The organism is Candidatus Neomarinimicrobiota bacterium (assembly GCA_041154365.1).
In the GTDB taxonomy this organism is placed as follows: Bacteria; Fidelibacterota; Fidelibacteria; order Fidelibacterales; family Fidelibacteraceae; genus Fidelibacter; species Fidelibacter multiformis.
In genome coordinates this window covers 1,925,108-1,940,834 of sequence record AP035449.1, presented here as the reverse complement: position 1 = coordinate 1,940,834, position 15,727 = coordinate 1,925,108, and the positions used below count along the sequence as shown (strand labels likewise).

7 protein-coding genes are annotated in these 15,727 nt (G+C 46.1%); 6 read left to right on the top strand and 1 reads right to left on the bottom strand.

The window, feature by feature from the left end; translation table 11 throughout:
* Positions 1–204: 204 nt before the first annotated feature.
* From strainIA91_RS08325 to strainIA91_RS08300, 6 genes are all read left to right on the top strand, one after another.
* Positions 205–666, top strand: a complete 462-nt coding sequence (locus strainIA91_RS08325; RefSeq protein WP_400166318.1) for an Lrp/AsnC family transcriptional regulator — start codon at positions 205–207, stop codon at positions 664–666.
* Positions 667–801: 135 nt separating this feature from the next.
* The gene (locus strainIA91_RS08320) at positions 802–3,858 is read left to right on the top strand and encodes a TonB-dependent receptor (protein ID WP_400166317.1); all 3,057 of its coding nucleotides are present in this window, start codon (positions 802–804) and stop codon (positions 3,856–3,858) included.
* A gap of 12 nt (positions 3,859–3,870) precedes the next feature.
* A complete protein-coding gene (locus tag strainIA91_RS08315; protein WP_400166316.1) occupies positions 3,871–7,149 on the top strand; it encodes a hypothetical protein in 3,279 nt (1,092 codons plus the stop codon).
* Positions 7,150–7,166: 17 nt separating this feature from the next.
* Positions 7,167–8,228, top strand: a complete 1,062-nt coding sequence (locus strainIA91_RS08310) for a PorV/PorQ family protein (protein ID WP_400166315.1) — start codon at positions 7,167–7,169, stop codon at positions 8,226–8,228.
* A 186-nt stretch (positions 8,229–8,414) separates the two neighbouring features.
* Complete coding sequence (locus tag strainIA91_RS08305) at positions 8,415–11,387, top strand: FlgD immunoglobulin-like domain containing protein (RefSeq protein ID WP_400166314.1); 2,973 nt, start codon at positions 8,415–8,417, stop codon at positions 11,385–11,387.
* 132 nt (positions 11,388–11,519) lie between these two features.
* Positions 11,520–12,644 carry a hypothetical protein gene (locus tag strainIA91_RS08300; protein ID WP_400166313.1) on the top strand — a complete coding sequence of 375 codons (1,125 nt, stop codon included), beginning with the start codon at positions 11,520–11,522 and terminating at the stop codon, positions 12,642–12,644.
* On the opposite strand, the gene strainIA91_RS08295 is transcribed toward strainIA91_RS08300, so the two are convergent.
* Entirely contained in the window at positions 12,637–15,678 is a 3,042-nt protein-coding gene (locus strainIA91_RS08295; RefSeq protein ID WP_400166312.1) for a FlgD immunoglobulin-like domain containing protein, read from the bottom strand. The genes strainIA91_RS08300 and strainIA91_RS08295 overlap by 8 nt on opposite strands.
* Between the last annotated feature and the right edge of the window lie 49 nt (positions 15,679–15,727).

Sequence of the window (15,727 nt, the reverse complement as noted above, 5' to 3'; positions counted from 1 at the left end):
TTTGAATCATTGGAAAGAGCTCATATTCATAATGATATTCAAATACTGCATAATTATACAATTTCTTCTATAAACCTGCATTTCAAAGATTTAGAGACATCGTGACATACAAAAAAGTGGGAAAAAAGGTGATTTGGGCATGATTTATTCCTTGACTGTATTAAGAATTTTATGTATCGTCGAAATACCTTTTGGAAAACACACATGATTGATGCAATAGACGAACAAATACTTACGATTCTGCAGGAAAATGCCCGAACTCCCAATGCAGAAATAGCCCGGCACATCGGTATGACAGCCTCGGCTATATTCGAACGGATAAAAAAACTTGAAAAACAGGGAATCATTAAAGGGTATGAAGTCCGCTTGTGTCCGGATAGAATCGGTCTGCCCCTATTGGCCTTTGTGCTGATATCTTTGAATGAAATCAGCAAAATGCACACGACGGGGAAGCAAATCGCTGAAATTCCCGGTGTTCAGGAAGTCCATTACATTGCGGGCAAGGGCTCTATACTGGCCAAGATCCGGACAGCCGGAACCCTGGATCTGGAGCGTCGTCTGGATCAGATCAATCAGATCAAAAATGTCAGTGTCACGGAAACCACCATAGTATTGAAAACCGATCTGGAAAGTATGTCCCTGCCTATCTCACGGGAAAAAGACTAGAAATGGGTATGGATGGATAAGATCATACTTTGTGATTCATGTGATAAAAGGTCAATTGTGTAAAAAGTCAACTTTTCAGGAGATTCAGCAGAGAAAATTGATATACATAAGATATGATAACTCGGGAGGTTATGTATGGTAAAACGATGGCTATGGCTGACCGTTATTTTACTTATTCCTGGCATGATTTATGCTGCCATGGGTAAAATTTCGGGGACAGTCAAAGACGCTGAAACAGGGGCGCCTTTAGCCGGTGTCAACATCGTCGTGGAAGGAACGACGCTGGGTGCAGCAACCGGTGAAGACGGATCCTATGTAATTTTGGATGTTCCCCCTGGAATCTATTCACTGCAGGCATCCTATATTGGATATGCCCAGGTGACCATGACGAATGTTCGGGTGACATCGGGTTTAACCACGGAAGCAAATTTCCAGATGAAGAAAGAAGCAATTCGTGGTGAAACCGTGACGGTGGTAGCCGAACGTCCGATCATTGAGAAATCTGCAACCAACGAAGTCCGGGTTGTGCGGTCTGAAGATATTCTGAATCTTCCCGTCCGGACCTTTACCGGCATTGTATCCAATCAGACCGGTGTCGTGAGTGTCGGAGAAGATATTCACGTCCGTGGTGGTCGTGCCGGAGAGGTAGGCTTCTACGTGGATGGTGTATATGTCAACAACCCCTACGATATGAGCCGGGGTGGTGACCTGTCTGCCACCGCTTACGAAGAAGTATCATATCAGGCCGGAGGATTTAATGCCGAATTCGGTACTGCATCATCGGGTATTGTGAATACAACCACAAAGACCGGTGGTGAAAAGTGGAATTTTCAGGCTGAATATGTCACCGATGGTTTTCTCAATGGATGGGGTGATATTTTTGACCAGGGTGACGGCGTACTGAATACCTACTCCTATGGGTACAATCAGATGAATGCTTCAATGGGAGGTCCCCTGACAAACCGGATCCGTCTTTTTCTCAACGCGGAAAAAATGGATGTCGGTGCTGCCCGTGCCGCTGCCGGTAAACACGGACAGGCGGTTTATGACGAAGAAGGCAAAATTGTGGATATCAAAATGGTACGCGGCCCCATTGAAGATAACGAAGAAAACAGGTACAGCGCTGTAGGAAATCTTCTTTTTGACTTCAAACCCTTCAGGGTCAGGGTCGGTGGTTCCTACTATAAATCTGCTTACCGGCTTTATGCCCACCAGTATTCTCTTGTAAACAGCAGTCATCAGCCTCAGGAAGAGCAGGAAACCATCACAGGACATGCCCGGCTATCCGGAACTTTGGGACCGAAAACGGTTCTGAACTTTCAGTTGAGCTATTTTAATGACAAGGTAGTACGGTATGACCCGGTTCTCGGTGAGGATTACCGCTATTATGGCCTGCGATATATGCCCAAAGATGGTGAACGGCTGATTTTGGATACACTGTATGTCTATAATGAAGACAGTACAGAAATTATCAACACTATCTACCATGATACCATCATTTGGACTGATACGTCATGGGTCCATCCCGCTGCGGAAAAGATGACATCCAACGGAACCAATCCTCCGGCGGATTATAATCTGATGGCTTTCTTCCCTGAAGGTCACTGGTATGATGCCTATCTGCGGACCTATTCCTATTATTACATGCTGACTGGAAGCATTCTGCACCAGACCGGAAACCACGAATTGAAAACCGGTTTTGAGTACAGGATGAATAATATCCGCCGCTTTACGATTATTGCTCCGTCCCGTCTGGCATCTTCTCTTATGAAATATGATCCTCAGCTTGGAGAGGACGGATACTATAATTACAGTTGGGATCAGCTGACAGATGCAGATTACAGGGCAGCCTATGCCGATAATATGGGCTGGGATGTCTCCGGTTTCAATGACCTGCCGGACGATCATCGTGACGGGGCCCGTGAACCGGTGATTGCCTCTGCTTATCTGCAGGATAAAATCGAGTTAAGTGATATGATCCTGAATGCAGGTGTCCGCTATGATTACTACTACTCCGGTCATAAAACCTTTTATGATCCGGAAAATATTGTCATTGACCAAAGCGGTGATATTGCTGAACGGGTCTACGCGTCCCTGGATGACGACGGGAATAAGGTCTACAAATCCTCAATCCCGACTGAATATGATCCTATCGGACTTCCTCAGTTGAAGGAACCCGATGGCATGAATTACTTCAGTCCACGCCTGGGTTTTGCCTTCCCGGTGACGGACAGAACGGTCTTCCATGCTCAATATGGTAAATTCATCCAGCCACCGAACCTGCAGGATGTCTTTATCAGTTATGCCCGTTTTGCATCCAACCTGTCTCAGGGAAATTTCACCGAATCGGGAAATCCCGAATTGAAACCGGTGGAAGTCACCTCGTATGAAATTGGATTCAAACAGGTGTTGGGCGGAAATGCCTCTTTCGACCTGACTATGTTTTATAAGCAACTCAACAACTATGTTCAGGAACGGAATATTTATGCCACACCGACCGTCTATGCCACCTTTGTGAATGGCGATTTCGGAACGGTAAAAGGTTTTTCCTTTGCATATAATCTCCGCAGAACCCGGAATATGCGCATGTCACTGAATTATACCCTCCAGTGGGCTGCAGGGACAGGTTCTACATCGGACGGACAATATAAAATTGTCTGGCAGGGCGGAAACTTTCCCACCTATGTGGCTCCTCTGGATTTTGACCAGAGACATACGGGTTCAGTCAACCTGGATTACCGGACAGGCAACAAGGACATCATCAAAAACTTTGGTGTCAATGCCCTGTTAACCTTTGGAAGCGGTCGGCGCTATACACCCACCGTTGTGGTATCCGAAGTGTTCCCGCCAACGTCCAACACGCCGGTTGCCGCCATCAATTCAGGAACGATGCCCTGGACATTTCAGACAGATGTTTCCATAGACAAGAGCTTTTATCTTGGTGGAAAAACACAGTTAACCACCTATCTGTCCATCATCAATCTCTTTAACCGGGATAATGTCCGGGATGTCTATTCCGGAACCGGGAACCCCGATGATGACGGATACCTGGTAACGCCTGCCGGGCAGGCTCTTGCGGATACAGATCTGAAAGTGAAGGCTTACAAAGCCCGGCTCAGCAATCCGTTCAATTATGAAAATGCACGCCAGGTCCGGCTTGGTGTGAGGTTAAACTTTACAGCCGGTCGATAAGAGGAGAGATAAATGAATACGTATTACAAACGACTATTATGGATTTCTCTGATCGGCCTGATCTTCGCTGCTACAGCATTCGGAGCTAAGCCGACTGGGAAATATTATATGGGCACATTCTTCAAACAGTCCATCCTGGAATTCAAGCGGTTCGACGGTAACCGTATCCGGACCTGGACCTATAATAATGGAGAATGGGTCAGTTCAGGTGTTACATCTGAATCGGGACTCGAGTGGCCGAAAGGATCCGGGAAATATGCCGTATTTCAATCGGGTATGTGGCTGGCCTCGGGAAAAGTAAAAGAACCCGGTTCAGCAACTTTTAAGGAAGAGATCCGGACGGCTGCCGCGGAATATACCGTGGAATTCCAGCCGGGACAGATTCTCTATATGGATACCGTGAACAATGTTGAAGTCCCCATGAGCGAATATCCTAAAGCCAATTGTGCCTGGATTGCTCAAAACCCTGAAGATCCCAAATACCGGTATATCAAGGTAAATAAAAATGATACCCTTGCTCAGGATTACCTGAACTGGCCGGCGGATCAGGGGGCACCTGTGGATGAAAATGGGAAACCCGAGATTCTGGGTGACCAGATGATGTGGAGCGTGTATAATGATGCCAGCCCCACATTACATTCACAGCTCTTCGATTCCAAACCGATGGGATTGGAAATTCAGACCAGCATGTTTGGATTCAACCGGAATGATCCTTTGGGAGATATTCTGTTTGTGAAAAACCTTGTCATCAATAAATCCGATAATCACTATGCCGATATGTATGTGGCCATGTGGTCGGACCCCGATGTGGGTGATGCCAATGATGATCTGGTAGGTGTCGATACAAACCTGGTGCTGGGCTACTGTTTCAACGGTGGGGTTAATGACCAGTATTATGGATTGACACCACCGGCAGTCGGGTATGACTTCTTTCAGGGGCCCCACGTCCAAAGCCCAGGTGATACAGCCTACTGGTCTGGTGTTCCCAGACCCGGCTGGAAAGAACTGGGTGTGACATCCTTTATCAAATACATCAACGGCGACGCGATTCTCTATGATCCTGAGACAAAGGAAGAGTGCTGGAATGTGATGATTGGACTCACCCCCGCCGGTAAGGATTTTGAAAATTCCGTGACCGGTGAAACGTCCAAGTTTATCGCCAACGGTGATCCGGTCACCGGTGAAGGCTGGCTGGATATTCAGGATGATCCTCCGGGTGACCGCCGCTTCCTCATGAGCTCGGGCCCCTTCGAAATGGCTCCCGGCGATACACAGGAAATCGTGGGTTCCATCATCATTGCTTCCGGTAGTGATAATTTAAGTGCCATCACAGCCATGAAGTATTACGACCGGTTTGCCCAGAATGCCTTTGATTCCAACTTTGAACTGGCTACACCACCCCAACCGGAAGTGGAAGTGACAGAACTGGATAAAGGTGTTGTACTTACCTGGGACAACAATGCCGATGAAGTGCAACATTACTCTTATAAAACAGCATCAGCAGATTATCGCTTTGAAGGGTATAACGTTTATCAGGGTGAATCCATGACAGGACCCTGGAAACGGATTGCCACCTATGATGTGAAAAACGGTATTACCATGATTGTGGATGATAAATTCGACCAGAATTATGGAATGGTCCTTCAACAGCCGGTGCAATTCGGAACCGATGCCGGTGTTGAAAATCACATATATATTTCCAAGGATGCACTTCGGGGTAATGTCGCCCTGATTAACAACCGGAAATACTATTTCGCCGTATCCTGTTATATTTATGATAGCGACGCATTGCCGAAAGTGGTAGAATCGGCCCTGGAAGGCTATCTTGCCATTCCACGCCCCTATCCGGCACTGAATCTGGATTATCATGCAGCCTACGGAGATACCATTGCAGTGGAAAACCTGGGTGGCCAGGCGAATGCCCTGATTGTTCCCGAAGTGATAAATCCGGCATCCCTGACAGGCGAAACCTATGAAATTCGCTTCGATTCGCTGGATGCTACGGAAAATGTTTACTACATTAATGAGGACGGGGAACAGGATACAACCACATCCGATATCTATTGGTCCCTGAATGTGATTGATCCCACCAAATCCTATGGTCAGGATGGATATGTGATCCGGTCAGTTATCCCGAAAGAGACGGATTACTTCTCTTATTCAACAAATCAGTTCTATGATGGGTTTTCACTCATTGTCCGGGATATTGCCACCGAATTGGTTCCGAAAATCACAAACCCGTTCCGGGAATTGACACAGACCATTCCTGCCGGACTCGATTCCATGCAGCGGACCAAGGTGGATGCCCGCCTCGCAGGTGATGCATCTGCTGAGCTGACAGGTGGTAAATCCGCCATGTTCAATGCCTGGGCTGCAGTAGGGCTGATGCCGAATCCCCCGTTGCCGTCAGATGAACAGATGATGAGCAACCTGGAGATACGATTCAAAGGTCCCGGCGAAGGTCAGAAAATCACTATCTGGCCGGTACAGGCTGTCACATCCGGTCAATGGGCCGATTCCATCATGTTGAAAACAGCTCCTTTTGAAGTGTGGGATGTGGAAAACAATAAACAGCTCAATGCACTGATGGTTACTTTTCCCAAACCATCTCCTACTTCCCCGACAGGAGCCATGATGCCCAAGTCCTTCTTTGATGACACATTGACAACCATCCCGGATAGTCTGGGAAGGCCTTTGATCGATGTCTATAAATATTCTCCCGGATCCCTGCGTTTCCTCGTGATTGCCTATGATGAATATGATGCAGGAAGAATGTATCAACCGTATAAGGTTACCGGCGATACAACGGATCACGCAAGTCTGGGATGGTCCTTTAAATGGAGTGATGTTAAGAACTACATTCCCGGATCTGTTGCCAACGTGGAAATTATGAATCCGCTTATACCGGATATCGATTACTGGCAGTTTACAACTCCGGTCCTGGAAGATAATAATGATCTGATTGCCGATCGTCTGGAAATGATCAACGTCTTCCCCAATCCCTATCTGGGGCAGCAGGTGGAAGAGTTGAATGCACAGAACCGTTTTGTCACTTTTACCCACCTGCCGGAAAAGGCGACGGTGTACATTTTTACAATTTCCGGAGATCTTGTCCGGAAACTTGAACACGATACACCGGGCTCATCCATTTTGCGATGGGATCTGCTGAACCATGCGGAAATTCCCGTGGCCAGCGGTATGTACATCGCCTATGTTGAACTTCCGGATGGGAGCAGCAAAACATTAAAACTGGCAGTGTTCCAGCCTGAAGAGCGATTGGACCTCTTTTAGGAAAGAAGGAGATAAAAATGAATAAAAATAAAGCCTTATTCACGCTCACGCTGGTCTTTGCACTTCTGTTTGTCTGGACAGTTGCTGAGGCTGGAAGTTCCAAACGCCGGGGGACAGCCGGCGCTATGGAACTCCTGATTCCCATTGGTTCCAGAAACCTGGCCATGGGGGGATCGGATATTGCCGGTGTGAGTGGTGTAGAAGCCGGATATTGGAATCCGGCAGGACTCTCACAAATCAACAACCGGGTTGAAGCCCTCTTCTCCTACCAACGATGGATAGGCGATATCAATACGGTGTATGCCGGGGTTGTGGCCCAACTTGGTCGAATCGGATCTCTTGGGTTTAATCTGAGCAGCCTGGATTTTGGTGAAATCAATGTCACCACAACCGATGCTCCTGATGGAACAGGAGAGACCTATACACCCCAGTATTTAACCCTGGGAGTCACCTATTCCAAGGAAATGACAGACCGCATCAATTTTGGTGCTACGATTAAACTCATTTCTGAAAGTATTATGCGCCAGAGCGCCTCGGGTCTGGCCTTTGATGCCGGTGTGCAATATTCCATGATGGATGAAAAATTGAGATTGGGTATTGCGGTCCGGAACGTGGGGACCAATATGCGTTTCGACGGTCCCGATCTGGAAATCAAAGTTCAGCCACCGGGAACAGAACCTGGTGCCGCTCAAAGACCATTCCGGGTGCCTTTGCAGGAATTCGAACTGCCTGCTCAGGTTGAACTGGGACTGGCTCACGATGTGGTCGCCAGCGAATCCATTGTCTGGACGGTTTCCGGATCTTTCCTCCACAATAATTTCTCGTTTGACGAATATAAACTGGGAACAGAATTCGTCCTGAACGAGATGTTTGCCGTGAGAGGTGGATACGTGCTGGCGCAGGATCCGGACGAAGACACCTTCTATAGCCTGTCTGAAGATTTTATCTTTGGACCCAGCTTTGGATTTGGGTTGAACTATCCCTTGAATGCAACCACCCATCTGAAACTGGATTATGCTTACCGGATGACAAAATTCTTTGATTCCCATCAGCTCTTTACACTGAGCCTGGGATTCTAAAGGAAATAAATGGATCACAGTCCGCGGGAAATCAACTCCGCGGACTGTGATCAAAAACACGTGAAGACGCATGAATTAAAAGTTTTTTGAATAAAAACTTGCAATATTCAGAAAAGCGTCGTTACATTTTGAGTGGATAATGATCAACAATACAACAAAAACAATGTTAACTGAGGAGGTTCAAACATGAATCGTTTGGTACGAGGTTTGGTCGTTACCTTCCTTTTGGTTGCATTTGTTGGTTCTGCTTTCGCTGCTCTTGAAAGCGAGAAATGGAACCGGGAAATACAACCGGCTAAGGCACAGGTAACAGAAGGTACCCCTTTGGTTGCGAAAGGCACCATTGATTATATGCGGTACCCCATTCCCGCCACCGGACTTGTCAACTTTGGTGGCTGGCCGGAAGATACTTTCTATGAGTATTTTGTTCCGGCAGCTGACGGAGAAATGCAGGAAATTTTCTTCCGTCTTTCCGATGTGACAGGTGTGGCGAACGGGAATGAATCCTTTAATGTCTCTATCTGGGGAACATCCTATCTCACGTGGGATATGGGTGCTCAGGCCAACAGAGACAATGTAGCCGTTGGTTACTATGAAGATACGGAAGGCGACTATGAATGGCAGGGAACTAACTGGGTTGATCTTTTGCCTGATTGGGCACCTGGCGATCCGTTGACGGAGAAAATCTGGCCGTCTTATGTAAATGCCATGTCAGTACCGATTAGTTCCGATCTGGAATCCGATGATACGGTAAGTCTGGCTCTGAGTGGTGAGGGTCTTTACCCCACGATGCAGGCCGGTGTGCCTTTTGCTGTGATTGCCGAATTTGTCGGAACCGATGCCCGTGACCCTGAAGGTCGTCTGGGTTTTATGTCCGGTGATATTCAACCCTATGAATATTATCCGGCCATGAAATTCTATGATGAATTTTCCAATGCAGGTATCAGCAAGTTTGGATGGTATATCCGTAAGTATATCTGGGACTGGGTAGTGAAAGTGAATCTGACGGGTGACCGTCCTCCGATTATTGAACACACTCCGCTGATCACAACGGTCAGCACGGCGGGTCGTGAAGTGGTGGCTACCATCACGGACGATAACCCCTCCGGTGGAAATGCCGGCGTTCAGACAGCTGAAGTTGTTTATTCTGTCGATGGTGGCGCTGAGCAGAGTGTTACAATGACCAAGGGCACAGGCGACGAATATACAGGAACGATTCCGGGTCAATCACCGGGATCCGTGATTGCTTACAAAGTGAAAGCAACAGACGTGGAAGGGAATGTAGGAGAAACACCTGTTTATGAGTACATGATCTTCCTGCCTGAAAATTCTGTGCTTATTCTGAACAACTCCGGTTATAGTATGGGATGGTTTGGCGCCTATGTATGGCCGGGTGTGGGACTGCCTTATGACGTATGGTCTTACGGTGAAGCTGAAGTTGATCTTCTGAACAACTATGATTATATCGTGGATCTTGGGGGTCACAGCACCGATACATATGATGCATTGAAAACCTGGGCTGATGCCGGAAATAAGAACTATCTTGGTTTTGGCGATGAGCTGTTTGGCTATCCCTATGGCTGGCCTGCTTCTCCCATGGCCCTCGAAGATGGAACATTCTTCAAAGACATCATGGGTGTTGCCACCTATATTGCTGACATCAATGCCGCAGATCAGGCTGCACCATCTATCCTTGAACCGATTCAGGGTGATGTGGTCACAGGTCCTCTCTATGATGAACTGAACGCCGAAGATCCCGTCCCCGTGCTGTACTACTGGCCGGATTATATTACCGGTGGTGTCAACTGGTTTGACGGTTTCGAAGAAGTAACCGGTGCTACAGTCAGCATGAGAGGATATGCTGAAGACAATACAACAGCCTACACCGTCGGTGTATTGAATGAAACGACTGCCGGAACAAAATCCGCATTCTATGGTGTGGATCCGATTGCTCTGGATGCGATTTCAGACTCTGTTGATTGGTGGTATCCGGATTATCTGGCTGCTGCTGTCTTCTCGAACTATTTTGTTCAGGATGTCACAGTCCGCTTCCAGGTGGATATGGGCGTTGAAATCGTAAAAGGTACTTTTGATCCGGCAACGGATGTTGTGGATGTCCGCGGTTCCTTCAACGGATGGGCTCACACAGCTGAAGATGTCCTGGCAAAAGATCCTTCCGACGACGACCTTTATCTTTTGGATAAAGCCTTTACCGGTGTTGGTACAGGTCAAACAGAAGAATACAAGTTCGTTCATAATGGCGGTGGTGCCGACAACTGGGAATCTTCTCCCAACCGTGTTCTGACCTTTGACGGTTCTGCTTCCATTGAACTGCCACGTGTCTTCTTCAGCGATGTCAGCTGGGATGATATTACAAGCCAGGATGTTACCGTGATTTTCAAGGTGGATGCTTATCCTTTGAAAACTGCCTTGAATAATGGTATTCCTGTTGTGGATGTTCAAAGTGATGCCGATACAATTTACTCCTATGATGAAGTGACTTTCATCGGTGTAAACGGTTTCTTCAACGGGTGGCCCTGGGCGAATATTCCCGATGAAAACAAACTGTTCGATGATGGTCAGGGCGAAGATGCAACAGCCGGTGATGATATCTTCAGTGGTTCCGTTGTGTACCCCGCCTACAGTGCCAAGAATTTCATCTATAAATACGGTGCCAATGGTTTCGATAATGAAGCCGGGTTTGATCAAAACCACAGCGCTGTAGTGGATGATGCCAATGCCACCTTTGCACTGGAAATGGATTGTTTCGGTATGCAGAATGCTGATCCGCGTCTGCCATGGGGTCAGGGAGTCGACTCCCTTGATACCTATGACTGCGACTGGTGGACAAAAGTTGACGAGAATGTGGCCGGTGTTCCCGAAGTATTTGAACTTCGCCAGAACTATCCGAACCCCTTCAACCCGTCAACAACCATCGAGTTCAGTATTCCAGAACGTTCCGATGTCACCATGACCATCTACAACGTGCTTGGACAGGCTGTACGTACTTTCAATGCAGGTACACAGAATGTCGGTACATATCGCATTGTATGGGATGGTACCAATGACTTCGGCATGACCGTTTCTACCGGTGTATATTTCTACACTGTCAGAGCCGGCGAACATACTGCAACGAAAAAGATGGTTTACATGAAATAAGGTAAACGATCCTGATTATAAAAAAACCCCGGTTCTCCGGGGTTTTTTTTTGCCTAATAAAGGTACACTGATGCTTTTAAAGACAACATTTCTTAAACTCATTACATCTGATACCCAGAATAATGAGGTGATATGATGAAAAAACTTATGAAATGGTTGATGCTTGTCAGTGTTTCCCTGGGTGTAACTTCCTTATATGCCCTGGAAATACGTACCGGATCGAAAATCATTCATACCTATGATGTAGATGGCGATTATGCCATTTTTGCCGGGGATGTGGAAGTAAACAGCGATATTGACGGAAATCTATATCTCCTGGGAGGAAATGTTTACTTTAACGGGAGTACTGATAATGATCTCTATATTGCCGGCGGTGATGTTGTTGTGAATGGTACCGTTGAGGATAATGTGTATATTGCCGGCGGAAATATCCGTTTGACTGGACGTTATTACAATGATGTAAATCTGGCAGGTGGTGAAATTGTGCTCGATTCTGCATCTTATATACGTGGCGATGTGGCCATTGCTGGCGATGATATCACCCTTTCAGGACACATTCAGGGAGACGTGGAAATACATGGGAATAAGCTTTACCTAAACGGAAATGTGGATGGCAACCTGGAGACGTATGTGGAAGAGTATCAGGTGTCTGAAATGGCTTTGGTAACGGGAGTTATCAGCCACCAGGAACCCCGGGAAAAGCGATATCACTGGAAACCCTGGGGGCCGTGTGATATTCATGTACCCCGAATCCGGATTCATCCCTTCTTTGCCGGCTTTAATTTTTTTCTCTTCAGCCTGATTTGTGCAGCTCTCTGGTATTATCTGTTCCCTGCATCCTTTAAAGGAAGCGGGGCACTTATTAAACATGAACCGGTGAAAATGGGGCTGTGGGGACTCTTATGCCTGATTCTGATTCCGTTACTGGGAATATTTTCCATGATTTTTATCGTTTCAATTCCCTTCTCTATATTGTTCCTTCTCTTTTTTGGCGTGACTGTTTTCCTGGGGCAATTCCCGTTGGCTGTGTGGTTGGGAGATTTAATTACGAAAAATATCCCGGGTTTTCAAAAAGGGATGCTTCCGGCTGCTACCGGACTTTTGGTGCTTCATCTGCTCATTAAAATACCTCTGCTGACCTTCCTCTTTTTCGTGATCTGGGTTTTTGTGGGGTTTGGAAGTATCTGGTACTGGATTCTTAAAAGACAAAAAGCTCTTAAGATCACAGCCCCCGCTGCTGCCGAAACAGCTATTTGATATATAACCCTTTTTGCTGCAACACCCTGTTGCCTATTCTTAAAGTAAAAATATACACACCGGCCGGTAAAGGAATACCGGCCTGTGTGATATCCCACTTAATACTGTGCGTCCCGGCAGCAAATACACCGTGATGTATAATTTCTATCCTCTGACCAATAATATTATAGATGCTGATGGTGACTTCTTCTGACTGTCCCAGGGTGAATTTCAAATGGACAATATCCTTGAACGGATTCGGTTGAACCGGATGAAATTCATGCCCGTGCCCGTCTCTGCCTTCCTGATCCGCCGCCTCTAAAAGTCCCACAATAAAATACCGGCTTTCGAAATTTGAGTTACTTCCCCATACAATGTGTCCGTCTTTATCTTCTGCCGAAACTTTCCAAAAATATTTTGTATTATCTTCCAAATCATAATCATCAAACTTATATTCTGTATCTCTGATATCCCTGATGATATATGTACCTTCGTAAAAAGTACTATCAGGCGAGACATATAGTGTATAGGTAATTGCGTCATTCAGGTCAGGATCCAGACAGGCTGTCCATTTGAATTTTGGATTGACTTTCACCGTATCCTGGCCGGCTTTGGGTCGGAGCAGATAAAAGGGGAGAGGTATATCTGCGTACATATCCACACCAAATGGAATTTCTTCTGTCCAACGACCTGTCAAACCATCCTCACTTCGCAATCTAATCTGATACTTACCCCATGTATTCTCCGGAAAAGATAGTCCGGAATCGCTGAATTGTGATTGAAAGGGAAGTGAAGTGAATAAAAGAGTGTCTTCAGCCTCCGGGAAAACAAATCGGATATCCATGAAGAGCTCTGACCGCTCTTCCGGAGGATCGGGCGAGCGAACAGACCCAAAATGAAAGACCGGTTTTGCTTGTGTGATGATACTGTCTGCATGAATTGAAAAGTCATCAGGGTTCAGTACCGGCAATTCTTTTTTTTCATTGATCCAGAAAGACACAGGATCACTCCATTCACTAAAAGCGGATTTCGCATCAAAACTCCGAATTTTCAATTCATATTGCCCGTTTTCACGGAATGGATAGTCGGGAACTAAGTGTGTTTCTCCCGGTTTTGTCAGAATATACTCGAGTGTGTTTTTATCTATATCACGGATATTCAATTGATACCGGGTCGTGCTTGTATCTCCATCCGGATCCGGATCATCCGAGGCTTTCCAGCGAAATACAGGATGTGTGGTGTGTATGTTGCTCCTGTGACGGGGAAAATAAATCTCAGTCACCGGTTCAGGAGGATTGTTTCTTTTGTTTAGGATAAACGTTCTGGTTTGTGACATCTCTGACCTCAACTGCTTTGTATCGACAGCCTGAACCCTGAAAAAATATTTTTGGTTGTCCTGCAAACGATGCCAGATTGACAAATAATTCAATTGAACAATCAGGGTTTCAGGATTCGAAGTGTAGAAAACAGTTTGTGAAGGATCCCAGCGGTTAAAACCTGTTAAAAGATGTGCATGAGCCGGCAGGCGGGATCCGGAAAGGACTTCCTTCAAGACTTTTTTCTGAAACAGGGAATCTTCAGATATCATCAGGATGTATTTTAGTGTATCCAGTGGATCACGATCCTCGCTGATACGCCATGCAAGTCTTCCGGACGGTAAGAGTATCTGCTTATCAGAGGGATGAACAATATGAGGGGGAATGTGAGGTGCTTCTTCGATACAATTCAAGGTGATTTTTCCCCGAATGCTCTGTTTGGAATAATGTCCCGCTGCATCTTCTGCTTTGATAAAATAAGTGTAAGATCTGTTTTCTTTTAGTGAATCTGCAGGAATAATATGAAAGGCAGTTTTTTCCTGATAGTGATACCGTTTGGGATCCTCCTCAGATCGGTACCAGATATGATAAATGATAGAATCTTTATCGGAAAAATCATCCTCGTTTGCTACTGGCCACTGGAGATGGTAAGAATCATGGGTCACCAGATGATGTGTTTCTTCCGGGAGGTTCAAAGATGTCCAATATGGGGCTGTGTTTTTAAAATTAATATAAAAGGATCCGAATGTTGACCATGAGCTGAATCCTCCCCATGAATCCATTGCCCGCACCCGCCAGAAAATGCGGATATCATCTGAAAAATAGGATTTTAATGAATCGTGTAGTGAATAGTATGGAGTAGGTATCGTCAATTCAAAGGCCTGGGAAAAAACCGGGGTTGTATCCAACTGAACAGAATAAAACACCGGATCCCCGTCTGCATCATAGGCTTTTTCCCATCGGAGCTTATCACCCGGAGATAATTCAGTTACTTTAAAAGGTTTTAACCCTGTGGGTGAAACCGGTGCTCTGTTATCACCCGTATTGTATACAAATGCTTGAGAAGGTGTGCCTTCCCGGAGCACGCCCTCCAAATCCTCGGCAAATATCCGGATACGGTAGGTTTTATGGTTTATCAACGAGGGTGTAATATCTGTTGAGTGTTCCTGAAGACCGGTGTTTTCCGGAATATGGAGGATTTCATGCTGAATGGATGAATCCTGGGTGTCTTCAGCAAAGATGATATACCGCAATAATGTATCCAAAGGATCGGGATCTGTCGCGCTTGTCCACCGCAAGGGTGTCTCAGGTTTTAGCGTATCCGGAATCTTCCGGATAAAAAATTCTCCAGGCGGACTATTTAAATGATCCAGTGTAAAAGAAACGGGTGCTGACCACAGGATGGATGTATCCGGTTTTGCCAAACAGCCGATAAAAAGATAATAGGCTTTATTATCAGCCAATCCCCTGCGTAACATGTAATCCCGCTCATAGTCCGGTAGGATACGCTGTAAATGAATCATATCCCCGAAAGGATCCTGACTTATCCGGATATATTGCTGATATATCCTGAAACTGTCAGGATAAGTCCAGACCAATTTGTATGGAAGATACGAAATAATGTCGTTGCTACCGGGGAGGAGGATCTTTGGCGGGTTTTGTCCATAGACAAATTGAGTGTTAAGTACGAAAAGAAAAAAAATGAACCCGGCTGCAAGCTTCTTGATCCATGTCCACATAGAACAAAATTTAGGTGCTTCCCTATTGAATTAAAAGTTGAATCAAATC